Source organism: Clostridium felsineum DSM 794 (genome assembly GCF_002006355.2).
In the GTDB taxonomy this organism is placed as follows: Bacteria; Bacillota; Clostridia; order Clostridiales; family Clostridiaceae; genus Clostridium_S; species Clostridium_S felsineum.
Window position 1 is genome coordinate 2529073 of the sequence record NZ_CP096980.1, and the last position, 22582, is coordinate 2551654.

The 22582-nt window shown below is 28.8% G+C and carries 30 protein-coding genes; all 30 read right to left on the minus strand.

Annotation, left to right across the window (positions count from 1 at the left end; all coding sequences use genetic code 11):
• Positions 1–73 precede the first annotated feature (73 nt).
• The 30 genes from spoIVB to CLFE_RS12140 all read right to left on the minus strand — a co-directional run bounded on the left by spoIVB (position 74) and on the right by CLFE_RS12140 (position 22579).
• Positions 74–1261, minus strand: coding sequence for a SpoIVB peptidase (spoIVB, locus tag CLFE_RS11995; RefSeq protein ID WP_077894023.1), 1188 nt, complete (start codon positions 1259–1261; stop codon positions 74–76).
• Between the two features lie 289 nt (positions 1262–1550).
• The gene (recN, locus tag CLFE_RS12000) at positions 1551–3263 is read right to left on the minus strand and encodes a DNA repair protein RecN (RefSeq protein WP_077833701.1); all 1713 of its coding nucleotides are present in this window, start codon (positions 3261–3263) and stop codon (positions 1551–1553) included.
• 11 nt (positions 3264–3274) lie between these two features.
• Positions 3275–3727 (minus strand): arginine repressor, encoded by a 453-nt coding sequence (locus tag CLFE_RS12005; protein ID WP_077833700.1) that lies wholly within the window; start codon positions 3725–3727, stop codon positions 3275–3277.
• Positions 3724–4578, minus strand: coding sequence for an NAD(+)/NADH kinase (locus tag CLFE_RS12010; RefSeq protein WP_077851302.1), 855 nt, complete (start codon positions 4576–4578; stop codon positions 3724–3726). The genes CLFE_RS12005 and CLFE_RS12010 overlap by 4 nt, the downstream gene beginning before the upstream one ends.
• Before the next feature lie 11 nt (positions 4579–4589).
• Entirely contained in the window at positions 4590–5393 is an 804-nt protein-coding gene (locus CLFE_RS12015) for a TlyA family RNA methyltransferase (RefSeq protein WP_077894024.1), read from the minus strand.
• A 36-nt stretch (positions 5394–5429) separates the two neighbouring features.
• A complete protein-coding gene (dxs, locus tag CLFE_RS12020; RefSeq protein WP_077833697.1) occupies positions 5430–7289 on the minus strand; it encodes a 1-deoxy-D-xylulose-5-phosphate synthase in 1860 nt (619 codons plus the stop codon).
• 426 nt (positions 7290–7715) lie between these two features.
• The gene (locus tag CLFE_RS12025) at positions 7716–8585 is read right to left on the minus strand and encodes a polyprenyl synthetase family protein (protein WP_077833696.1); all 870 of its coding nucleotides are present in this window, start codon (positions 8583–8585) and stop codon (positions 7716–7718) included.
• Complete coding sequence (locus tag CLFE_RS12030) at positions 8575–8808, minus strand: exodeoxyribonuclease VII small subunit (RefSeq protein WP_077833695.1); 234 nt, start codon at positions 8806–8808, stop codon at positions 8575–8577. The genes CLFE_RS12025 and CLFE_RS12030 overlap by 11 nt, the downstream gene beginning before the upstream one ends.
• A 28-nt stretch (positions 8809–8836) precedes the next feature.
• Complete coding sequence (gene xseA / locus CLFE_RS12035) at positions 8837–10033, minus strand: exodeoxyribonuclease VII large subunit (protein WP_077894025.1); 1197 nt, start codon at positions 10031–10033, stop codon at positions 8837–8839.
• 1 nt (position 10034) lies between these two features.
• Positions 10035–10871: a bifunctional methylenetetrahydrofolate dehydrogenase/methenyltetrahydrofolate cyclohydrolase gene (locus CLFE_RS12040; protein WP_077894026.1), complete on the minus strand. Its 837-nt coding sequence runs from the start codon at positions 10869–10871 to the stop codon at positions 10035–10037.
• A 20-nt stretch (positions 10872–10891) separates the two neighbouring features.
• Positions 10892–11302 carry a transcription antitermination factor NusB gene (gene nusB, locus CLFE_RS12045; RefSeq protein ID WP_077851308.1) on the minus strand — a complete coding sequence of 137 codons (411 nt, stop codon included), beginning with the start codon at positions 11300–11302 and terminating at the stop codon, positions 10892–10894.
• 112 nt (positions 11303–11414) lie between these two features.
• Entirely contained in the window at positions 11415–11810 is a 396-nt protein-coding gene (locus tag CLFE_RS12050; protein ID WP_077833691.1) for an Asp23/Gls24 family envelope stress response protein, read from the minus strand.
• 245 nt (positions 11811–12055) lie between these two features.
• A complete protein-coding gene (locus CLFE_RS12055; protein ID WP_077894027.1) occupies positions 12056–12583 on the minus strand; it encodes a SpoIIIAH-like family protein in 528 nt (175 codons plus the stop codon).
• 69 nt (positions 12584–12652) lie between these two features.
• The gene (gene spoIIIAG / locus CLFE_RS12060) at positions 12653–13282 is read right to left on the minus strand and encodes a stage III sporulation protein AG (protein ID WP_077894028.1); all 630 of its coding nucleotides are present in this window, start codon (positions 13280–13282) and stop codon (positions 12653–12655) included.
• A 12-nt stretch (positions 13283–13294) separates the two neighbouring features.
• On the minus strand, positions 13295–13876 hold the full coding sequence (gene spoIIIAF / locus CLFE_RS12065) for a stage III sporulation protein AF (RefSeq protein ID WP_077894029.1): 582 nt from the start codon (positions 13874–13876) through the stop codon (positions 13295–13297).
• A gap of 19 nt (positions 13877–13895) precedes the next feature.
• Positions 13896–15047, minus strand: coding sequence for a stage III sporulation protein AE (spoIIIAE, locus tag CLFE_RS12070; RefSeq protein ID WP_077833687.1), 1152 nt, complete (start codon positions 15045–15047; stop codon positions 13896–13898).
• A gap of 9 nt (positions 15048–15056) precedes the next feature.
• Positions 15057–15440, minus strand: coding sequence for a stage III sporulation protein AD (gene spoIIIAD / locus CLFE_RS12075; protein WP_077833686.1), 384 nt, complete (start codon positions 15438–15440; stop codon positions 15057–15059).
• A 9-nt stretch (positions 15441–15449) separates the two neighbouring features.
• The gene (spoIIIAC, locus tag CLFE_RS12080) at positions 15450–15647 is read right to left on the minus strand and encodes a stage III sporulation protein AC (protein ID WP_077833685.1); all 198 of its coding nucleotides are present in this window, start codon (positions 15645–15647) and stop codon (positions 15450–15452) included.
• 11 nt (positions 15648–15658) lie between these two features.
• The gene (gene spoIIIAB / locus CLFE_RS12085) at positions 15659–16177 is read right to left on the minus strand and encodes a stage III sporulation protein SpoIIIAB (RefSeq protein WP_077833684.1); all 519 of its coding nucleotides are present in this window, start codon (positions 16175–16177) and stop codon (positions 15659–15661) included.
• Position 16178: 1 nt separating this feature from the next.
• Positions 16179–17096: a stage III sporulation protein AA gene (gene spoIIIAA, locus CLFE_RS12090; RefSeq protein ID WP_077851309.1), complete on the minus strand. Its 918-nt coding sequence runs from the start codon at positions 17094–17096 to the stop codon at positions 16179–16181.
• 208 nt (positions 17097–17304) lie between these two features.
• Positions 17305–17865 (minus strand): elongation factor P, encoded by a 561-nt coding sequence (efp, locus tag CLFE_RS12095; protein WP_077833682.1) that lies wholly within the window; start codon positions 17863–17865, stop codon positions 17305–17307.
• A gap of 81 nt (positions 17866–17946) precedes the next feature.
• Positions 17947–19017 carry a M24 family metallopeptidase gene (locus CLFE_RS12100; RefSeq protein ID WP_077894030.1) on the minus strand — a complete coding sequence of 357 codons (1071 nt, stop codon included), beginning with the start codon at positions 19015–19017 and terminating at the stop codon, positions 17947–17949.
• A gap of 183 nt (positions 19018–19200) precedes the next feature.
• A complete protein-coding gene (locus CLFE_RS12105; protein WP_077833680.1) occupies positions 19201–19581 on the minus strand; it encodes a hypothetical protein in 381 nt (126 codons plus the stop codon).
• 1 nt (position 19582) lies between these two features.
• On the minus strand, positions 19583–20008 hold the full coding sequence (locus tag CLFE_RS12110) for a hypothetical protein (protein WP_077851312.1): 426 nt from the start codon (positions 20006–20008) through the stop codon (positions 19583–19585).
• A 15-nt stretch (positions 20009–20023) separates the two neighbouring features.
• The gene (locus CLFE_RS12115; RefSeq protein WP_077833678.1) at positions 20024–20752 is read right to left on the minus strand and encodes a hypothetical protein; all 729 of its coding nucleotides are present in this window, start codon (positions 20750–20752) and stop codon (positions 20024–20026) included.
• 18 nt (positions 20753–20770) lie between these two features.
• Positions 20771–20968: a hypothetical protein gene (locus tag CLFE_RS12120; RefSeq protein WP_077833677.1), complete on the minus strand. Its 198-nt coding sequence runs from the start codon at positions 20966–20968 to the stop codon at positions 20771–20773.
• Positions 20947–21399: a type II secretion system protein gene (locus tag CLFE_RS12125; RefSeq protein WP_077833676.1), complete on the minus strand. Its 453-nt coding sequence runs from the start codon at positions 21397–21399 to the stop codon at positions 20947–20949. Before CLFE_RS12125 ends, CLFE_RS12120 begins: the two co-directional genes overlap by 22 nt.
• Positions 21381–21806: a prepilin-type N-terminal cleavage/methylation domain-containing protein gene (locus tag CLFE_RS12130; RefSeq protein ID WP_077851314.1), complete on the minus strand. Its 426-nt coding sequence runs from the start codon at positions 21804–21806 to the stop codon at positions 21381–21383. Before CLFE_RS12130 ends, CLFE_RS12125 begins: the two co-directional genes overlap by 19 nt.
• On the minus strand, positions 21787–22257 hold the full coding sequence (locus CLFE_RS12135) for a type II secretion system protein (RefSeq protein WP_077833674.1): 471 nt from the start codon (positions 22255–22257) through the stop codon (positions 21787–21789). Before CLFE_RS12135 ends, CLFE_RS12130 begins: the two co-directional genes overlap by 20 nt.
• Positions 22220–22579 (minus strand): prepilin-type N-terminal cleavage/methylation domain-containing protein, encoded by a 360-nt coding sequence (locus CLFE_RS12140; protein WP_077833673.1) that lies wholly within the window; start codon positions 22577–22579, stop codon positions 22220–22222. Before CLFE_RS12140 ends, CLFE_RS12135 begins: the two co-directional genes overlap by 38 nt.
• Positions 22580–22582: the final 3 nt, after the last annotated feature.

Below are 22582 nucleotides of genomic sequence, written 5' to 3' on the forward strand. Positions count from 1 at the left end.
GACTGAAATAATACAATTAGTATCTATTTTTTCAAGTATATATCAGCTTATTAGGGTTTTCCTATATATTTTTTTATAGCAAACCTGCAGCTTTAAGCATCCACTCTATATAAACTCCATACCCTGTATCAGGTTTATTTATTAAAACATGAGTCACTGCTCCAACGACTTTATTATTTTGAATTATTGGGCTCCCACTCATTCCTTGAACTATTCCTCCTGTTTTATCAAGAAGCTCTGTATCTGTAATCTTAATCAACATACTTTTAGGATTTGGATTACTTTGATCAAATAACTTTTCTATATTTATAGAATATAATTTAGGTTTATTTCCATCAATAGTTGTCAAAATTTTTGCTGGCCCTGTTTTAACTTCATTTCTCATTGCAACATCAATTGGCTTACTGTACTCTGTATTTATGAATTTGTTATAACTTTGACCAAATAAACCACATATGGTATTATCCTTTACAACTCCAATTGGTTTTTCTTCATTTATAAATATTCCTCTTAATTCCCCTGGATTTCCCTTAATACCTTTATTAACAGACACTATAGATGAATCAATTAAATTTCCTCGACTAATATTTATTATATCACCAGTGTCTACATCTGTAATTGGATGACCTAAGGCTCCAAAAATTTTACTTTTATCAGAGTAAAATGTTAATGTTCCAACACCTGCTGTAGAATCTCTTACCCAAAGTCCTATTTTATAATTTTCATCTCTATTACATTTTACCTTGCTTACTACTTTTTTAACAATTTTGCCTTTTCTCGTCAGAGTCAATTCTACCTTTTCATTAGAATTATTATTTACTTTTTCGCCTAACTCATCTGCAGTATTTATTTCCTTTTCGTTTACCTTAATTATGCTATCACCTATTTGTATACCCGCACTAACAGCTGGACTTTGAATTTTTCCACCACTTGATTCTATATCGCTAAAGCCAACTATCAAAACACCCTTGGTATGCAATTTAATTCCTATTGGTTGCCCTCCAGGATAAACTTGAATTTTAGATTGAGGTTTAATGCTAGCAGATTTCACCGAGGATATTCCAAACATCCCCATAGTACCTTTACTTTTTTGATTTGAAGTTGTATTTTTTAAGCTAGCCTTTGAGGTAATAATTTTACTCGAATCTCGTTTTGTTAAAACACTCTTAGGAGTACTTACATATTTATTATACGCTAAAAATACAACTAAAATTACAGGAGTTAAAATGCAGTATATAATACTTAGTTTTTTATTTTTCACAATTTTACCTCCCTAATATTTGTAATTTATATATCCTACAACATTAAATTTCCCAATTTAAAATTCAATTATGCTATATTATAACTGTATTTATAGTCAATACTTAAGAATTTATCCTAAAAAATAAAAATTGAAAGAACCTATAGCTTTTCTATAAACTTAAATTCAACATAATTATAATGTACATAGACTGTCACTATAACTATATAAATTTTAGTTTAATTAGAAACTCCTTTATTCTTCCAATTTATTGTGATAAAATGCAATTTCTAATAAGTCACTATATTATCTAACTTATTATCTTTCCAATAATTTCGCTCTTTCTTTTTTGTGCAATTGATATCATTTCTTTAGCATGCTCTCTTGTTATTTCAGTGACCTTACTTCCGCCAATCATCATTGCTAATGCATTCATCTTTCCATCTGCATTAAGAGATTTTACATCTGTATATGTTTTATCATTTCTTATGTTTTTTGAAACCATAAATTGTACATCTGACATACATGCTATTTGTGGAAGATGTGTAACACAAAATACTTGGCGATTTTCTGAAATAGCATACATTTTATCCGCCACTCTCTCTGCTATTCTTCCACTTATTCCTGTGTCAATTTCATCAAATATAACCGACGGTATTTTATCCTTATTAACAAAAACAGCTTTAATCGAAAGCATTATTCGCGAAAGTTCTCCTCCTGATACTACTTTTTCAAGTGGTCTTAATGGTTCACCTATATTAGTTGATATTAAAAATTGAACTTTATCACTTCCACTTTCATTAATACATTTCTCATCAAAATCAACATTTATTTTAAATGTACTTTTACCGAGTCCAACATAATCCAGTTGCCCTTTAACTGACGCTTCTAACTTTTCTGCAAACTGACACCTTATTTTATGTATATTTTTTGCTTTTAAAAGTAGCTCATTATATACTGTTTTTCTTTTTTCTTCTAGTTGCCTTATTATTTCTTCACTATTTACTATTTCATTATATTGAGACTCTAATTTATCTCTAAAATTCAATATTTCTTGTATCGTACTTCCATATTTTTTTTTGTGATTGTCTATTAAAAATAATCTACTGTTTATATAATCCAACTCATTTTCATCAAAACTTATACTACTTTTAATAGACTTTATTTCTTCCACAACTTCACCAATACTGTAATAACTGTCTTGAAGATTTTTTACAATACTTTCAATCTTGTCATTATTATTTTCAACATTTTTGATTTTATTCACAACATAGCCAATCAAATCATACACAGACTTAGAATTTTCACTTCCATCATAAAGAACCTCAGTTGCTTCAGAAAATACTTTAGATAAAGCTTCGCTATTAGAAACAATTGAATACCTTTCTTCAAGTTCTTCATCTTCTCCAATTTTAAGCTTAGAACTATCTATTTCATTTATTTGATATTTCAAAAAATCAGCCAATTTACCATTTTCGCCATTTTTATCTTTTAATTTGCGTATTTTTTCATCTATAGCCTTTAATTTTTGGTATATATTAGTATAATCCTTTTTTACATCAAAAATAACATCCTCACAGTAATCATCTAAGTACTCAATATGCTTTAATGGATCTAATAAATTTTGATTTTCGTGTTGCCCATGTATATCAATTAGAGTTTCACTTATATTTTTAAGTGCAGAAATCAAAACAGCTTTTCCATTAACTTTTGCAATATTTTTACCTGATTTAAAGGTTTCCCGACTTACAATTACATAGTCTTCATATCCTATATCCATATTTTTTAGTTCTGACTCTGTTTTGTCATTTTCCATGGTAAACACTGCTTCTACATATGTACTCTTTTCTCCTGTTCTTATAAAACCTCTGCTTGATTTGCCACCAAGAACATAATTTATAGCATCAATTAATATAGATTTACCTGCACCGGTTTCACCAAACAAGACATTAAATCCTTTTTCAAAATTAATAGTAACCTCTTCTATAAGAGCAAAATTTTTAATATTAAGTTGAAGAAGCATAAGACTCTCTCCTATTCATCAATCATCTTTTTCAATCTTTGAACTATTGTAAACGCTATTTCCTCGGTTCTAGATAGTATAAAGATAGTATTATCACCTGCTATTGATCCTGCTATTCCATCTAAATTTAATGAATCTATGGCCTCTGCTGCTGCATTTGCCGAACCTGATATAGTTTTTACTACAACAAAGTTATTTACCCTGTCAACATTTAATACTGTTTGCGAAAAAATTGTGACTAATTTATTCGACAAAAAACTTTCTGTTGGAGAAATAGTTGCATATTTATATCTGCCTTTTGAGGATAGGACTTTTATAAGCTTCAATTCTTTTATATCCCTAGATACAGTAGCTTGTGTAACTTCCATTCCACTTTTTCTTAGTTCTTCTGCTAATTCTTCTTGTGTTTCAATATCTTTTGAATTTATAATTTCTAAAATTTTTGTATGTCTTGATACCTTCAATATTTATCACCTTCGCATTCTTCAGTTCTAAGTATTATTTTTTTCCTAAGCACATCAAAATAGTCATAATCATTTAATTTTAAAAGCTTACACTTATAATTAAGTTCTGAAATTTCAATAAAAGAAACTCCCTTTACATCTACAGGCGCTCTTCCATCTACAGTTATATATACATCTTCATTGGCATCTATACCTGATATTGTTATATTACTTTTACCATTAAGTATTATAGAGCCTCTGTGAAGGCCTTGAGGACAAATAGGTGTAATAGATACAACATCTAAGTTAGGATAAATAATTGGACCACCTGCTGATAAGTTATGCGCCGTAGATCCTGTGGGAGTAGATATAATTATTCCATCTGATTTAAATCCCATATAAAATTTATCATCAACGTCTATGTTATATTTTAGTATTTTTGCCATATTGCCTTTATATAAAACAACTTCATTCAAAGAATAAAATATTTTTTTGCTGTGTCCTTTTATAAACGAACACTTGATCATTGTTCTATCTTGCAAAAAATATTTTCCCTTGAGTATTTTTTGTATTGCAATTTTGAAATCTTTAAACTCTATAGCTGATAAAAAACCCAAATGGCCTATATTCACTCCAAATATAGGAATATTGCATGAAACTAAATTTCTTGCAGCATTTAAAATAGTGCCATCTCCTCCAAATACAATAAAGAAATCCGGCTTCATTCTACATGCTTCTTCAAAATAATTTATTTCATCATAAAATTCGACTTTGATATTGCTATTTTCTTCTTTTATGACTTTTTCTACATATTCTCTTATTTTACCATCATGGTCTTTACAGGAATTAATATTAACACCTATACTTTTCATTTAAATCTCCCCTAATCAAGCTTGCTGTGTGCATTATTAACTACACACTCTACGCTATCATAATCTACTTTTACATCTTTTTTAGAGAAATAGACTAGATATTCTATGTTACCTTCTGGTCCTTTGATTGGTGAATACGTAATTCCTAATATTGATAAATTCATTTCCTTTAAAAAATCAACTATGTTACTTATTACTTCAATATGAGTTTCTGGCTCTCTTACAACGCCCCTTTTACCAACCTTTTCTCTTCCTGCCTCAAACTGTGGTTTTATTAAGGCTGCAATCTCTCCAGTATCCTTTAATAAATTTAATACTACAGGAATTACTTTCTTTAGTGATATAAAAGAAACATCTATACTAGCAAAGTCCCCATACTCTCCTATATCTTCTGGAGTAACATACCTTACATTTGTTCTTTCCATACATACAACTCTCGGATCAGTTCTTAACTTCCAAGCAAATTGACCATATCCTACATCTATAGCAAACACCTTACTAGCACCATTTTGCAGCATGCAATCTGTAAATCCCCCAGTAGATGCCCCTATATCAAAACACACTTTATTTTTTAATTTTAAATCAAAAGATTTCATTGCTCTTTCAAGTTTATATCCGCCACGACTTACGTATGGCATTTTTTCTCCTCTAAACTCAATGTTAGATAAGACTTTAACCTTTTGGCCACATTTATCAACTCTTAAGCCATCCACGTAAACTTCTCCTGCCATTATGCTACTCTTTGCTCTTTCCCTTGATTCAAATATTCCTTTTTCAACTAAAAGTACATCCAATCTTTCTTTCTTCTCTGACATATAAACTTCTCTCCCAAACTAAAACTATATACATAACTACTTGAATGAAATAATTTTTTCACATATACTTTTCACATCAAGTCCATATAGTTTATATAAAATTTCAGTACTTCCATGTGTTATAAATTCATCCTTAAAGCCTAAAGTTAAAACATCATTTTTAAGTTTTTCACTATTTAAATGTTCAAGTATTAGGCTTCCAATTCCACCGTGAAGCACATTATCTTCAATTATTACAAACTTAAAGTTATCTCTTGCAAACTTATTTAAAAGTTCTGTGTCTATAGGCTTTATAAAGGTGGCATTTATAATAGCACAATTAATTCCAAACTTTAAAAGTTCATTCTTAACCATTAAAGCTCTCTGAACCATTTTCCCAACTGCTACAATTGCAATCTCTTTTCCATCATTTAGTATTTCCCATTTTCCATAAGTAAATTCTTTTAGTGGAACTATAGACCCTAAAATATCATCTCCACCTTTAGGGTATCTTACAGCAATAGGATAGTTCTGTTTAACTGACCATTTAATAATATATTCTAACTCTTCAACACACTTCGGCGCCATTATTGTTATATTAGGAATACTACTTAAATAGGAAATATCAAAAACGCCTTGATGTGTTTCTCCGTCTTCTCCAACAATTCCTGCTCTATCTATTGCAAATATAACAGGAAGTTTTTGAATGCATACATCATGAAGAACTTGATCATATGCTCTTTGAAGAAAGGTTGAGTATACTGCAAATATAGGTCTATACCCTGATACTGCTAATCCTGCTGCCATAGTAACTGCATGCTGCTCTGATATGCCAACATCAAAAAATCTCTCCGGAAATTCCTTCGAAAAAGGGCATAATCCACTTCCGTCTGTCATTGCTGCAGTAATACCTACAACCTTATTATTATTCTTGGCAACTTCTAATATAGCTCTTCCAAATGCTTTAGAATATGTATCCTTTGATTTAGAAAGTATTTCCCCACTTTTAAGATCAAACTTACCCACACCATGAAATTTATTGGGATTTTCTTCTGCATATTTGTATCCCTTTCCTTTTTTCGTTATAACGTGTAATATAACTGGTCCTTTAACTTCTTTAGCTTTAGATATAACACGTATTAGCTCCTCTATATTATGTCCATCTATTGGTCCGAGATACTTTATTCCTATGTCTTCAAAAAACATACCATCTACAACCATTTGCTTTATTCCACCCTTAATCTTTTCAATGGAATTAGCCACTTCCGAACCTATATTAGTTCTTTGGAGTTTAGATTTAACGTCCTTCTTCAATTTATTATACTTAGGATCTAATCGTAGGTTATTTAAATATCTAGATATACTTCCTACATTTTTGGCAATAGACATTTGATTATCATTAAGTATTATTATAACATTTGTCTTTTTATATCCAATATCATTAAGAGCTTCAATTGCCATACCGCCTGTAAGTGCTCCATCACCTATAACTGCAATAACTTTATAATTCTCTTTTGATAGATCCCGTGCTCGTGCAATACCTACTGCTGCTGAAATAGATGTGCTACTATGACCTGTATCAAATGCATCATAGGGACTCTCACTTCTTTTAGGAAATCCACTCAATCCATCAAATTGTCTAAGACTATCAAATTTATCCCTACGTCCAGTTAAAATTTTATGAACATAAGCTTGATGTCCTACATCCCATATAATTTTATCCTTCTTTAAATTAAATACTTTATATAAACTTAAGGTAAGCTCTACTACACCAAGGTTAGAAGCAAGATGCCCTCCGGTTTTGGAAATCTTTTCTATTAAAAATTCTCGTATTTCACTAGAGAACTCCTTAAGTTTATCATTACTCATATTTTTTATATCATCTAAATCTTCATACTTATCAAGTATATTATACATTTTTTCATCTATCCTTTTGAACTAGGTAAAAAAGCATCCATACCTAGTTAACTATTTTTCTGCTACTACTAATAATAATATAAGTTTTCGTAAAGTCATTTTAAGTTCACCTCATATCTTATATATAACTTAAAATATTAATTCTACAATTATATCAAAAATCACCTATATAAAAACTATATAACTTAATAAAATAAAAGCTACTAATAAATTAACTCTTCTTAGTAGCAAGTCATATGATAGAAACACACCTCTTTATGAAAATAAGCCATAAAAAGATTTTAAATAGCCTTTGTGTAAACTCTAGAATTAATTTTTTTACTTCCTAAAATGACTTCTCTAAAGTATAATACATTAATTGAAATTATAACATATAAGTTTTAAATATTCAAAAATGGCCATTTAATTTTTATCTTTAATTTATTCTTACCTTTTTCTTTTTAATAAAAGTTCTGTTATTTCTTTAATATACTCTGTATTTCCATGTATTTTATCAATTATATTAATACAATCTTCTGTTAATTCTTCACAAATAGCCTTACATTTATCTATACCATAAAGTGTAACATATGTGCATTTATCGTTTTCCAAATCACTTTTAGACTTTTTACCCATGATTTTGGTATCTCCAACAACATCCAATATGTCATCCTTTATTTGAAAAGCAAGTCCTAACTTATCTCCATATTGCGCTAAAAGTTCCAGCTCATGTGAAGGTGCTTTACCCAAAATAGCGCCACTTACTATTGCCGCCTTTATAAGTTCTCCTGTTTTTTTCTTATGCATATATCTAAGTTCATCTTCACTTATTTTTTTACCTTCACTTAATATATCTACTACTTGCCCACCTATCATTCCATTTGAGCTTGCAGCCTTAGATATTATAGAACAAGCTTTAAGTGCTTCCTCACTTTTCCCAGTGCAGTAATTAAACATTATATTCATTGCTTCATTTAAAAGTCCATCACCAGCTAATAAAGCAATAGAATATCCAAACACTTTATGATTAGTAGGTCTACCGCGCCTTAAGTCATCATTATCCATGCATGGTAGATCATCATGTATAAGGGAATAGGTATGTATCATTTCAATAGCAGCTGCTACATCAATTACTTCTTCATAATTGTCATTATATATACCATAAGAAGCAAGTAAAAGTAATGGTCTTACTCTCTTTCCTCCCGCATTTAAACTATAACTCATAGATTCATATATCTTTTTATTATAGCCAGTTTTCCCATTAAAATATTCATTTAAATATTTATCTACTTCCTCTTTAAGCACTTTATTGTTCATATGAATCACCTGCTTTTTTAAATTCTTCTTCCCCATTTTCTCCTAATAGTTTTATTTTTCCTTCTGCTTTATTTAATATTTTATATAATTTATCACAGAGCTTTACCCCATCTTCATAGCTTTTCATGGCATCTTCTAGTGGTAATTCCTCATTTTCCATGTTATTTACGATTCTTTCAAGTTCCCTCATCATGGATTCATAACTTTCTTTTTTAGAAGGCATTATTTATCACCTCTCATATTTAAATTTACTATTTAACGGTTATTTTTGCATCGATTTTACCATCTCTTAAGGTTACACTAATATCCTGCGATTTAATAAGACTTTTTATGTTACTTATATTTTTTCCATTTTCATCACTTATAATGGAATATCCCTTATTTAAAATATTAATAGGACTGTTTGATTTTAATGAAGCATTACATCTAGCTAGTTTTTCTTTTTCAATTTTTAATTTTGTCTTTATTCTCATATTTAATATATACTTAAAATTATCAACTGAAGCATATCCATTAGCTATTATTACTTCTGGACTATTTTTCTCTAATACTTTTTTATGTATTTGAAGCTTATTATATTTATTTTGTATAAAAGTCTTAATACTACTATTAAGTGTTTTTCTAAGTGCAATAAAAGAATTCATTTCTTCATTTAAATTTGGTACTGCAATTTCAGCTGCAGACGAAGGTGTTGCAGCTCTTTTATCACTAACAAAATCCACTATGGTAAAATCTGTTTCATGTCCTACACCCGTAATAATAGGCTTTTTAGAATTATATACAGCATATGCAAGTTTCTCATCATTGAAAGCCCAAAGTTCCTCTATTGATCCTCCACCACGTGCCAAGATTATAGTATCAATATCTTCTCTCTCATTTAAACAATCTAAAGCCGCTATTAATTCAGAAGGTGCATTTATACCTTGAACCAAAGTAGGGATTATGAGAATATCTATACTTTTATTTCTTCTTGTTGATACATTTATTATATCTCTTATTGCTGCTCCTGTTGGGGAAGTTATAACACCTATTTTTCTTGGATATTTAGGTATAGCCTTCTTATGTTCTTCTTTAAACATGCCTTCACTTAGAAGTTTTTCCTTTAACTTTTCAAAAGCCTCATAGAGTTCTCCCCGACCTTCAGGTGTTATCTCTGTACAATATAGCTGATAAGCTCCATCCTTAACATATACAGATACTCTTCCTTTTACATTTACCCTCATACCATTTTCAGGGATGAACTTCAGTTTTTCTGCATTACTTCTAAACATTATACAGTTTATTTTTCCACCCTCATCTTTAAGAGAAAAATATGCATGCCCACTGCTGTGAAGTTTAAAATTTGATATTTCACCCTTTACTTGTGAGTTGTTTAATATATAATCACTGTCTATAACTCTCTTTATGTAATTATTTAATTCAGAAACTGTAAGTACTTTTATATACATATTATTTTAATGCCTCACAAACATTTAATATTAACATTGTAGTAGTCATTGCTCCTACTCCACCTGGTACCGGTGTAACATATGCTGCCTTTTTTATGACATCGTCAAATACAACATCGCCTCTAAGTTTGCCATCCACTACTGTAGTACCCACATCAATTACAACTGATTTTTCGCTTACAAATTCAGAAGTTATAAAACCAGGTCTTCCTATGGCACTTACTATAATGTCAGCTTTTTTACATATATCCTTTAAGTTTTGAGTTCTAGAATGACAAATTGTAACCGTTGCGTTTTCATTCAGTAAAAGCTGAGCTGTTGGCTTTCCAACAATGTTACTTCTTCCTATTACAACTGCATTTTTACCGCATATATCTATATTAAGGCTCTTTATTAAATTTATTATACTTCTTGGAGTACATGGTATAAACGCCTTTTCACCCTTATAAAATTTTCCGGTGTTGATATCTGTAAGACTATCTATATCCTTATTGGCATTTATTTTTGAGGTAACTAGCTTAGCATCTATATGATTAGGTAATGGTAATTGCAACATTATTCCATGAACTGTACAATCTTTATTCAATTCTTCAATTGTACTTATTAACTCTTCTCCAGTTATGCTTTCATCTAAAAATATACTTTTAAATTTTAGTCCAAGACTCTCTGAAACCTTTTTTTGATTGTTAACATAATATAAAGAGCCACCATCATCTCCAACAGTTATACTTGCTACACATGGAATATTGAGTCCTTTTTTCTTTCTTTCACTGACAAAACGAACAATTTTGTCCTTATATTTTTGAGATTCCTCTTTTCCATTAATTACTTCTCCCATATAAAACTACTCCTTTAAAATCAAGATTTTTCACCGTTACTATTTATCAAGTTACCGATAATTCCATTAACAAATGAAAATGAATTCTCTTCAGCATAATTTTTTGCAAGTTCAACAGCCTCATTAGCAGAAACCTTACATGGTATATCCTTTTCAAAAAATATTTCATAAGCTGCCATTCTAATTATTGTAATATTAATTTTAGATATCCTATTTATCTTCCACTTATTAGAGGCCTCCTCGATTTTCGAATCTATAAACTCTTTATTTTCATCTATTCCTCTTAGTATTCTTTCTATGTATTCAAAATCCAGATTTTGTACTTCATTATCTTCTTTATAATTTTCTATTGTAGCCTCAATACTATTTTTATTAATAGATATTTCAAACAACAGTTTCATTGCAACTTCTCTACTTTTTTTTCTATTCATTTAATACTTTCCTCCTAGTATGTATGCCTATACATATATTATGTCCTTTAATAGTTGTTTTTAAATCTAAAATTCACATGCAATTAAAACACCCTCTTAAGAGGGTGTTTTATTAATTATCTTCTTCTATTTCTTCCACTTCTTGTACTTTACTAGCAAAAGCTACATTTTGAACAAATACATTTACCGCTGAAACATTAAGTCCTGTTAAATTCTCAACTGTTGTTTTAACATTTTCTTGAACTTTAACTGCAACGTCTGGTATCCTTAAGCCATACTCAATTACAAGATATAAATCTATAGAAGCACTCTCTTCACCTACATTTACCTTAACACCTTTAGTTAGATTCTTTTTTCCACTAAGTATCTTGGTTATTCCCCCTACAATACCGGAACTCATACCAACTACACCCTTAATTTCAGATGCAGCAATTCCCGCAATAACACAAACCACTTCATCAGATATTTTAACTATACCCATATCTATATTCTTAAGTTCCTCTTCCATTTTTTATTACCTCCTATTTTTTAACCATAAAAGCTATTCATATAATAAAAATTAAAGGCTATACCAATAATTAAATCACTCATTCTTTAAGCTAAGAGTATTATATCAAAATAATTTATATTTTACAAATACCCATATTTAAAATAATTATTAAATTAATTTTATGTAAAAAATATAGGGTTTCATATGTAAAACTCAGTTTATAAACTCTTATAAACTAAGTCTTACTTTCGAAACCCCATATCTTAATGTACTGGTTGTAAAACTTCTATGTTCCTAATTTTAGTTACATCCGTAACTACTTCTTTGATATCTCTAAGTTGATTATCTGTCAATTTATCACTATCACTTTTTACTGTTATAGTTACTTTGCTATCTGTTATTGAACAAAGTGCTTCTTTAAATCCTTTGCTTTTTAACATTGTTTCAACCTTATTGCACTTAGCATCTTCATCACTTAATGTCATCATTTTTTGTTGTGCTGATGCTTTAGTATCATTAGAAACATTTTTATCATCTACTATATTTTTTAGTGTCTGTATTTCCCTTTGATCCTTCTGCTCTCTTTCAAGTCTTCCTTGTGCAAATATATCTGTTTTAGTGCTAATCTTTTTTGAATTATCGTTAGTTGATACGGTGCTCTTATTACTATTGTCGCTATCAAAATCAGTATCATTTACATATAATGGGCTTCTTACCCTTGTTGCTAAAACCCCCGCGCATACTATAAGTACCATCAAAGTAACAATTATAACAGCTTGCTTTTTATTCATATTTTTTTTATCCTCCTTTATTTCTTTCTAAAAAATTTATATGCTTGTTTACTGTTTTCTATGATTAATTTATTTTTTCATAGGATAAACATTCACCTTATCTTCTGTAAGTTGAAATAAGTCTACTACTGCATTTACAATACTAAGCTTTATTACAGAATTATCTGCTCCTTCTGCCACAACACACACTCCTGTTATTTGGGGCTTATATTCTTTTAATATAAATGGTGATTCCTTGTCCCCATCCTTTGATGTAACAATAGTACTCCCATCAGTATCCTGAGTAGTTGTTCTTTTCCCTCCAGAATTATCTGCTTCATCTGTAACAGATTTAGTTTTATTATTATTTGTCGCAGGAATCTGTTCTTCTCCACTTCCAAAATAAATCATAACTTGAACTTTACCTACCCCATCTATCTGTTCTAGTGTTTGTTTTAATTTATTTTCCATGCTTGTTTCATAATCCTTTGAAGGCTTAGCTTCACTTTTAGTAGTATCACTACTAGTTACCTTATTTTCATTTTTTATATTTCCTTCATTAATGCTTGCCTTGGAAGTATTTTTAAAAAAGTCGGCTGCAATAATTAAAAGTACACCAACAAGACCTAGTATAAGAATATTAACCCCTGCGTTTTTTTTATTACCTTTTTCACCTTTAGCTTCGAATTTAAGATTATCCAAAAACTTCTTAAAATTCATCTTACCACCTCATCAGAGTTTATAAATTTTTATATTAGAATAAGGTATACCCATCTCATCACTTATGTAATTAGCTACTTCATTTTTTGTTTTTTCATCAATGTCATTATCCTTACTCTTTTCAATATTACCTATTTCTATTTTTTCCACTTTTTTAACTCCTTTGTTTTTAACTCCTATATTCAACTTTCTTATCAAAACTGTTTTTTTATCTTCACTATATTCAACCTCTGCTGTCACATTATAATCATTATCTGGATATTTCGTCCTTAACATTTTTGTACAATCATCCTCTAAGTTCTTCTTAAATTCATTAACTACAGAATTTACATTTTTATCGTCGCTACTCTTTAATTCTTGTCCATAAGTATCTTTTTGAAAAATATTTTGGGCGCTTAAAATATATTTATTTATGTCATCATAATTGTTAAATAATTTTATCACTGGTCCAATGATTACAGCCATTAAAATAAGTCCCAAAACAAATTTAGAATATTTTTTAAGCTTATTATCTGGAAGTATTATTTCTATAGCAGTAATAAATAATGCAGCAGTACAAATAGTTATAACCCAATGCTTAAGCCATTCAATCATATAGTTCACCAACCCTATCTCAAACTACTTTTCCAGCAGCTATGATTATAGCTAACATTATAAAGAACATTACAGCTACCCCTATAAGACAAGATCCAATTAATATTAAGCAATCTCCAACACTATTTAAGCAATTAACTATTCTCTTATCACTTATAGGTTCTACAAATGCAGCAACTAATTTATGCACAAATGCAAATAAAAATATTTTAATAATCGGAAAAAGAATCATAACTATAAGAATAATTAACCCTACTGTCCCTATTGCATTTTTAAGTAATATTGAATATCCAGCAACTGTTGAAATAGCATCAGAAAGACATTTTCCAACTATGGGTACGAAGTTGTCCACTGCGAATTTAGCAGTTTTTGCTGTTACATTATCTATTGCTTTAGCATTTATTCCTCTTATGGTTATTATCCCTATAAATATAGTCATTATCATACCTTGAATCCACATTACTGATTTTCTTAAAAGTTTTGATAAATTACTAATTTTATAGTCTTCAGATAAGTTATTTATAAATTCGAGGATAAATGATAAAAGTATTATAGGAATTAGTACATCTGTAAAAACTTTTTCAGTAAAGTTAATTGAGAATAATATAACAGGATCAAAAACTGTAGACTCCACAAGACTTCCTGAACTCACCAAAAGTGTTAACAAAATCGGAACCACAGCTCCCATCATATCACTTATATCTTTCATAGCTTCTTGCGCTGTACCAACACATACTTTAAAATTTTTCGCAATTATTATTATTATTATGGCGTAACACGAAAAATATGCTATCTGGGTTAATTTTTCTGAAGAAAAAGCAGCTTGTAAATTAGTTAAAAGGGCACATACTATACAAATAAAGATAAGAGTGGATACTAACTTTAAACTACTAGCTATATCCTGCATAAAATAACTAGCCAAAGCTTTTCCAAACTTATCAATAGACGTATTTCCTTTACCATTTTTCATATAGTATTCAACATAATCCTTTATATCAAAATCTTTAAGCACCTCATATTTACCTTTTATTTTTGTCATATAATTATATAACTGCATAATCTGCTGTTCGTTCTCTTTAGTTTCCTTAGCGTAATTATTTTCATCATATGCTTGTACTGTTATTGGAAACAGAATAAGAATAACTACAAACATTAATATTATTTTTTTCATTTTCTTCTCCTATATGATATTTAAAATAGCATTCAAAACCCCCATAAGTATTGGAACTGCCAGCATAAGTATAAGTATTTTTCCCGAAAATTCCACCTTTGAGGCTATACTATTTTGCCCTGCATCCTTACATATTTCACTACAAAAAGATGCTATATATGCAATACCGAGTATTTTAATTACAGTACTTAAGTATACAAAATCAACTTTTGCTTTAAGAGCAAATTGCTGCAAAACTTGCATAACAGCGGTTATTCTTGGTAACATAAACATGAATATAAGAATTCCAGCAATCATGCTTATGCTAATAGCTATATCTTGCCTTCTATTTTTAAAAAGCATTGTAATTGCTAAAGCTATAAATGCAAAAGCTGCTACTTTTATTATTTCCATAATATCCTCCTAAAGCTGAAACATAGTCTTGACTGCATCAAACAATTTACTAATTAAGTTTATTACCATCAAAAGGAGGATTACTATGCCTGCAATATTTGTTACCACTGCAAAATCATCTTTACCACTGGATTTAAGTATTTTATCTATGATTATCGTAAGAATTCCCACTGCTGCAATTCTAAATAAAAGCGTTACATCAAGCAAAAGCCCACCCCCTAAACGATTATGATAGTAATCATTGCGCCTATGCAAAAACCAAGACATCTGTACATTTTAACGTTTTTCTTCATTATTTCTTCTGCTTCGTTTATGTGACTCACAATATTCTGAATTGCCAATTCAAATACCTTTATTTGTCCATCTATATCTGTTTCACCTAAACTTTTCGACAAATTTAACAATATATTTTTATCGCTACTGTTTAAATTAGTTTCAATCTTTTCTTTAGTAAAAGCATGTTTAAATGCACTGTATACATTTTCAGTCTCTTTACTTAAAAGATTTTTAGATACTGATGTAAACAATAAATTTACAGGATAATTTGCTCTATCTGATATATGTTTAAAAGCTTCAATAAGAGGAACATGAGTATACACAATTTCATTTCTAAGTTCATAAAGAGAATTCTGTATCTCCCTAAGCTCTTTAACCCTTTTTCTAAAGTTCTCAGCATATCTAAATCCTAATATTGTAGAAGAAGTTATAATTAATATGCAGCCTATAATCTTTATCACCCTATAAACCCCTTTCTATTTCTTTTGTATAAAAATTATAAATATACTCTACAGTACCCATACCATTTTTACCACTTAACACTATTGCTCTTTCAAAAACATTATTATTAATAGCATCCTTAAAAACATCTCTTTTAAAAAGATCTTCAATTCCAAAACCATGTATAGTGGTCACTAACTTAACACCGCAATTTACTGCCGTAAGTATACTTTTTATGTCCTCATATGTTCCTATTTCATCGCAAATTATAACTTCAGGCGCCATACTTCTTATTGCCATCATAATACCAATACTTTTAGGACAATTATCCATTATGTCTGTTCTTATACCTATATCCATTTGATTTATACCATTAAGACACGCTCCTATTTCACTTCTCTCATCTATAACGCATACTTTTTTTCCCTTAAAATCTATATTGTTCATTCCGTAAGATATGTTTCTTGTTATGTCCCTTAGTAGTGTTGTTTTACCGCAATTGGGCGGCGATATTATAATGGTATTAAATATTGTATTATTATGAGTAATTTTTTTTATTATGCTATTAGAACACCCAATTATTTCTTTACATATTCTTATATTCAAAGAAGATATACTTTTTATGGTTTTTATTTTGTTTCCTTCTAGTACACAATCTCCGCATATACCAACTCTATGTCCACCTTTTATGGTAATATAGCCTTGCTTTAATTCATCCTCCACAGAATATATTGAGTATCCACTCATAACATTAAAACTTTTCCTTAAATCTTCCTTTGTAACAATATAATTGCTTATAATTTCTCTTTTCCCAATTTGAATTATTAAGGGCTTGTTTACTTTTACTCGTATCTCTTGTAAATCATTGTAATCAGATATTCTTTTTACTTCTCTTTCAACTTTTTCTGGTAGTATAGAAAAAATATCCTGAAGGTTCATCACACTTCCTCCCCTCTAAAGAGTTAAATGCTTATAATAAAATTCACGTATACTATCAAGTCCTACAGTTAATTATTATTTAGCATATACAAAAATTATTACAAAAAAAACCAGAGATTTAACAATTAATCATGTTAAATCTCTGGCTTTATATAAATTCAAATAAAACCTATATTAAATTTTAATAAGCGTTTTATAAATTTACTAATTACTGAACTCTTTCCATGTACTCTCCAGTTCTTGTATCAACTCTTATTGTTTCACCTTCATTAACGAATAATGGAACTTGAACTACTGCATTTGTTTCTAGCGTTGCAGGTTTCATAACATTTGATGTTGTGTTTCCTTTTACTCCTGGTTCACAAGAAACTATTTTAAGTTCTACAAAGTTTGGAGCTTCTACTGAAAAAGCTTCTCCTTTATAAAATTTAATAGTAGCAAACATATTTTCTTTTAAAAATTTGATTGCATTTTCAACTTGATCATAACTTAATGGAATTTGTTCATAAGTTTCTTGATCCATGAAATAATAAAAAGATTCATCAGAATACAAATATTGCATTTCTTTTCTTTCTATTACTGCTTCTTGCATTTTTGCTGTTGGGTTAAATGTTGTTTCTGTTACTGCACCAGTAATAACATTTTTAAGCTTTGTTCTTACAAAAGCTGCTCCCTTTCCTGGTTTTACATGTAAAAAGTCAACTACATTATAAACTTGTCCATCTAGCTCAAAAGTAGTTCCCTTTCTTAAATCTCCTGCTGATATCATTTAAGTATCCCTCCAAAACATTAATCAATATATAATATTATAACCTTTTAGGTAAAATTAATACACAATAATACAAAATAATTACAAACATATTAATTCTTTAGGTGATGAAGATATGACCTCACACCCATCATCTTTAACAACTATTAAATCCTCTATTCTAACTCCTCCAAAACCAGGAATGTATATACCAGGTTCATCTGTAACTATCATACCAGATTTTAGAACTGTTTCAGATGCAGGACTAACTCTAGGTGCTTCATGTATTTGTCTTCCAACTCCATGTCCTAGACCATGCCCAAAATTTTCTCCATATCCATGAGAAGCTATCAAATCTCTAGCAACTTTATCAACTTCTCTGCCTGTAATTCCGCTCTTTATAACTTTTATAGCCTCTTTATTAGCTTCTAGAACTACATTATATATTTCCTTCATCTTATCTGTTGGTTTTCCTATAACTATGGTTCTAGTCATATCTGAACAGTAGTCCTCAAAAATACAGCCAAAATCCAAGGTTAAAAAATCTCCATCTTCAATAACTTTTTCTGTAGCTTGCCCATGAGGTAAACAAGACCTCTCTCCACTAGCTACTATAGATGGAAAGGATAAATCTCTTGCTCCAAGCTTTTTCATTGTAAATTCAAGCTCTAATCCAACTTCTCTTTCTGTCATACCTTTTTTTATAAATTGAAGCATATGACTAAAAGCTTTATCAGCTATAGCTGCCGCTTTCTTTATAGAAGCAATCTCCTTTTCATCCTTAATTATTCTTAGATCTTCAACCATACCTTCTAATGGAACAAGCTCTGCTTTAACATTTTTCTTATATCCATTATAAGTTGAAACTGATATAGTATCTTCTTCAAAACCTATTCTTTTTATTTTTAACTTTTCTACCATATCTCCTAAAAAAGATGAAAAATTGCCACCATATTGTACAACTTCGTAATCTTTACTTACTTGCTGTCTTGCTTGTTCAGTAAATCTTGAATCAGTTATAAAAATGGCTTTATCTAAAGTTATTATGGAGAAGCTTTCATCTCCAGTAAAACCACTCATGTAATTTCTATTAGGATCACTTACAAGCAAAACACCATCTATTCCTTTGTTAACCATTGCTTTTCTTAAATTTTTTATTCTTTGATTAAACATTTAAGACGTCCCCCTTCTGATATTAAAAACATCTACGCTAAACATACTATATTAAAATCACAAATTAATTCATAATCTCCATATAACATACCTTAACATATTAATTTATTCCAAAATTACACATGGTTGACCAATGTTATTTTATCAAAACTTATAATTATTTGCAAATTTATTTTTTTATCATCATCTATTAAATTTTAACTGTATTTTACAATCCTTATTATTATCTTTGTTATTTACAACTATATTATCAATACCACCTATACTCTTTTCTTTCTTTAAATTCTCAATGACTTTTACAAACTTATTCTTATTAAAATTAAAGCTAATCGTTGCATATATAGAACTCCCGTTCCTATCATCTCTCTTGATATCTTCTACAGTAACATCATCGTATTTATTTAAAATATCTAATATTTCTTCATAATTTAATTTTGATACCTTTGTTTTTGTTACTTTAACCTTATTAATATTTACATTTTTTCTATCAGCTTTTAAATTTATTATCGCTAAACTTATACATGTAACTATTAATATCACACATATAATTATTCTATTTTTCATTTTATTCCATCCTTACACTTAAATCGTAATAGCCATTTTTATCGGCACTTCTAGAAAGCATTTGAAGTTTGAATTTTTTGTTTCTTTCTAATTGGGAAACTAATTTTTCAACACTCTTACTATCACCTTGCAAACTAAAAGTAATAGTATTATCCTTTACTATTACGTTGTCCCAGTTTGAATTATCTAAAATACAAAAAAACTCTTCCATACTGTTTTCATTATTTCCATTTATTCGTTTACTAATTACGTTCTCATTATTAACTACGTATTTATCATATGATTTTGAAGGTCTATTAATATATAAAGTGCCTATTTGGAGTAGATTTAAAAAGACTAATAAACATATAATAAGACTAATAATACGATTTTTCTTATTATATATTTTCACTTTGATTTCATAAGGCAGAAAATTATTTTCACTCATATTTTTCCCTCCACCTTATACGATTAATTTTGTAAGTTCGTTTTTATTTATTCTTTTTAAATTGCATATATTAAAGCTATTTTCTATTAGCACTAAGGCTTCTTTATCCTCTATACTTTTTTCAACTACATAAAAGTTACTAAATAATTCTTTATCGACATTATTTTCTATAAAGGTTGATAAATAATTTTTCAGAGAGTATAATTTTTTATTTCTACTTGAATATACTCCATTAGCATATATATATCCATCCTTTACCTCAACTATATAAGTATCTTCTCTATATAAAAAACAAAGTACAAAACTTTTTTCTTTTACAATTTTTTTATAGTAATCAACAAAACAAAATTGTATCATTTTTATTGCTTTTATATTTTTATTTTCAACATCTTCTTCTATTTTCTTCAAATTATCGGTGCTTATAAAAAATACAACTACTTTTAGTTTCCCTAATTTCTCTTCAATCTTTCTATAACTAAAAATTAATCTTTTTTGACCATGATACAAATACTTAAGTTCATTATTTATCATGTAATAAAGTTTCTCATCACTAACTCTAGGAAACTCGAAAAACTTTATATAGATTTCCTCTCCCTCTATTACTACATAAGTTTTTCTACTTTTTAAATCAAAAAACTTATCAGAAGCTTTTATATCGTCCATTGTAATTTTATTCAAAATATTCAAATAAGTTTTTTCAACATAGTCATAATTCACAGCATAAATCTCTTTAAACTCCTTCATAAATACATCCTCCTATAATTACTTTGATCCATCTTCTATATAAATATCGCAATTATTATTTGTTTTTACTGTAGACTTTTGAAATTCACTAATATACTTTTTTCTTTGACTTTCAAAACTATACAAATAAAATGCTATAAGTACACACAGCATTCCTAACATTAGAGCATACACCATACTGAAGCCTTTATGCCTTATTCTTTTATGGGAAAACATTTTCTAATCCTTCTTCCATCATTCAATGTTATATACAAATAAAATACATTCTTATTTTGCAATATATTAAAGCTACTTACTTTTTCAATAATATTATTAGAGGTTACTTTTTCATTAAGCTCATAATAATCCACAACAATTTTACCTGTATATGAATTTAAACGAATTATGTTAAAATCATTTTCGTCTTTAACAACCTTTATTTCATTGTCTTTTTCAATATTTACTGTACCTTCCTTTAAGAATTTATTTATAATGATAAGCCCGCTTGTAAAACTAGCCTCATCATTATTGACTTTCATATCTTCTTTATAACTTTTCACAAAATTAAAAAGTATTGATATTACAAATACTGTGAATATACAAAAAATAGCTGAAGCAGCTACAGCCTCAATAAGAGTAAAACCTTTCTTTACTTTGTAAAATTGCATACAAAAATCTTTTCCTTTCCCATAATATCCGTATAAAGCTTCAATGTTATTTTTAACGCTCCATTTTCATTTAAATAACTTACAGTAATATATGGGTATGAGTCTCCAACTGCTCTATCCTCTTTTAGATCTACTTGAGACTGATTATCTAATATTTTGTTCTTTGACAAATATATCTTTTCTTGTCTACTTAAATTATCAATATCCATAGGAGTATAGTTAAAAATCATTTCATTTTTTACAGCATCAATATAATAAGTATAATTTTGAATATCATCATTAACTTTTTTCATTTTCACTTCATCTACTCTTAAACTAACTGCAAATAAGAATAATATAGAAAATACTGAAAAAGCGCATATAACCTCAACTAATGCAAAACCTTTCTTATTCCTTAATTTGAACATTTCCTGTCCCTACACACACTGTTATAATGTGTGTTTTCTCCCTATTATCTTTATATAAAATTGAGCATGCATTTATAGATCCTTTATTATCAATTGTAATTGAGCCGTCTGAGGTAATTAAGGGCTGAAGCTTAAAATCTTCTGGTAGTACAAACCTATCTATAGTAGTCTGACTGTCTTTATAAAACATTACACAGTTTAATTCTCTATCAAAATACAATTTTCCAACTACATTTTTATCTATACAATAATTTCTACTATTATTTATAAAATTAATCATTTCATTGTTTACGTACTTTATCTCAATTTCATTTCTGATATCCTTATAACTTTTAATACTCATTACAACTACAGAAGATAAAATAAGAACAATAGCTGCAGCACAAATAATTTCAATTAAGGTATACCCCTTTTTATTTTTGTTTAAAATCGTATCTAGATTGTTCTCCATCTATCTTAACCTCATACTCTAATTTGCTTACTTTAAAATCAACAGTAATTTCACTATCGTAAAGTGATGCTACATCAACTTCATTATCTTTAATATTTAAATCTTCATTTATATTGTTTAAAACATCTTCTCTTTGAAATTTTCCATCCTTCATGTAGCTTCTCATGGAATTAGAAAATACAATTGCAGCTATATCTTTTGCTTTTTCATTATTTGCCTTTTTAATATAAGAAGATATATTAGGAACAAGTATTGCAGCTAATATTGCTATTATTGCCATTGAAATAATAAGTTCAATAAGCGTAAATCCTTTTTTTCGCATACC

Excerpts from the sequence above, each read along its gene's own strand:
- recN (WP_077833701.1), bottom strand. The coding sequence starts at position 3,263 with ATGCTTCTTCAACTTAATATTAAAAATTTTGCTCTTATAGAAGAGGTT.
- CLFE_RS12010 (WP_077851302.1), bottom strand. The coding sequence starts at position 4,578 with ATGAAAAGTATAGGTGTTAATATTAATTCCTGTAAAGACCATGATGGT.
- CLFE_RS12015 (WP_077894024.1), bottom strand. The coding sequence starts at position 5,393 with ATGTCAGAGAAGAAAGAAAGATTGGATGTACTTTTAGTTGAAAAAGGA.
- dxs (WP_077833697.1), bottom strand. The coding sequence starts at position 7,289 with ATGTATAATATACTTGATAAGTATGAAGATTTAGATGATATAAAAAAT.
- CLFE_RS12025 (WP_077833696.1), bottom strand. The coding sequence starts at position 8,585 with ATGAACAATAAAGTGCTTAAAGAGGAAGTAGATAAATATTTAAATGAA.
- CLFE_RS12030 (WP_077833695.1), bottom strand. The coding sequence starts at position 8,808 with ATGCCTTCTAAAAAAGAAAGTTATGAATCCATGATGAGGGAACTTGAA.
- xseA (WP_077894025.1), bottom strand. The coding sequence starts at position 10,033 with ATGTATATAAAAGTACTTACAGTTTCTGAATTAAATAATTACATAAAG.
- CLFE_RS12040 (WP_077894026.1), bottom strand. The coding sequence starts at position 10,871 with ATGGGAGAAGTAATTAATGGAAAAGAGGAATCTCAAAAATATAAGGAC.
- nusB (WP_077851308.1), bottom strand. The coding sequence starts at position 11,302 with ATGAATAGAAAAAAAAGTAGAGAAGTTGCAATGAAACTGTTGTTTGAA.
- CLFE_RS12050 (WP_077833691.1), bottom strand. The coding sequence starts at position 11,810 with ATGGAAGAGGAACTTAAGAATATAGATATGGGTATAGTTAAAATATCT.
- CLFE_RS12055 (WP_077894027.1), bottom strand. The coding sequence starts at position 12,583 with ATGAATAAAAAGCAAGCTGTTATAATTGTTACTTTGATGGTACTTATA.
- spoIIIAG (WP_077894028.1), bottom strand. The coding sequence starts at position 13,282 with ATGAATTTTAAGAAGTTTTTGGATAATCTTAAATTCGAAGCTAAAGGT.
- spoIIIAF (WP_077894029.1), bottom strand. The coding sequence starts at position 13,876 with ATGATTGAATGGCTTAAGCATTGGGTTATAACTATTTGTACTGCTGCA.
- spoIIIAE (WP_077833687.1), bottom strand. The coding sequence starts at position 15,047 with ATGAAAAAAATAATATTAATGTTTGTAGTTATTCTTATTCTGTTTCCA.
- spoIIIAD (WP_077833686.1), bottom strand. The coding sequence starts at position 15,440 with ATGGAAATAATAAAAGTAGCAGCTTTTGCATTTATAGCTTTAGCAATT.
- spoIIIAA (WP_077851309.1), bottom strand. The coding sequence starts at position 17,096 with ATGAACCTTCAGGATATTTTTTCTATACTACCAGAAAAAGTTGAAAGA.
- efp (WP_077833682.1), bottom strand. The coding sequence starts at position 17,865 with ATGATATCAGCAGGAGATTTAAGAAAGGGAACTACTTTTGAGCTAGAT.
- CLFE_RS12100 (WP_077894030.1), bottom strand. The coding sequence starts at position 19,017 with ATGTTTAATCAAAGAATAAAAAATTTAAGAAAAGCAATGGTTAACAAA.
- CLFE_RS12105 (WP_077833680.1), bottom strand. The coding sequence starts at position 19,581 with ATGAAAAATAGAATAATTATATGTGTGATATTAATAGTTACATGTATA.
- CLFE_RS12110 (WP_077851312.1), bottom strand. The coding sequence starts at position 20,008 with ATGAGTGAAAATAATTTTCTGCCTTATGAAATCAAAGTGAAAATATAT.
- CLFE_RS12115 (WP_077833678.1), bottom strand. The coding sequence starts at position 20,752 with ATGAAGGAGTTTAAAGAGATTTATGCTGTGAATTATGACTATGTTGAA.
- CLFE_RS12120 (WP_077833677.1), bottom strand. The coding sequence starts at position 20,968 with ATGTTTTCCCATAAAAGAATAAGGCATAAAGGCTTCAGTATGGTGTAT.
- CLFE_RS12125 (WP_077833676.1), bottom strand. The coding sequence starts at position 21,399 with ATGCAATTTTACAAAGTAAAGAAAGGTTTTACTCTTATTGAGGCTGTA.
- CLFE_RS12130 (WP_077851314.1), bottom strand. The coding sequence starts at position 21,806 with ATGTTCAAATTAAGGAATAAGAAAGGTTTTGCATTAGTTGAGGTTATA.
- CLFE_RS12135 (WP_077833674.1), bottom strand. The coding sequence starts at position 22,257 with ATGGAGAACAATCTAGATACGATTTTAAACAAAAATAAAAAGGGGTAT.
- CLFE_RS12140 (WP_077833673.1), bottom strand. The coding sequence starts at position 22,579 with ATGCGAAAAAAAGGATTTACGCTTATTGAACTTATTATTTCAATGGCA.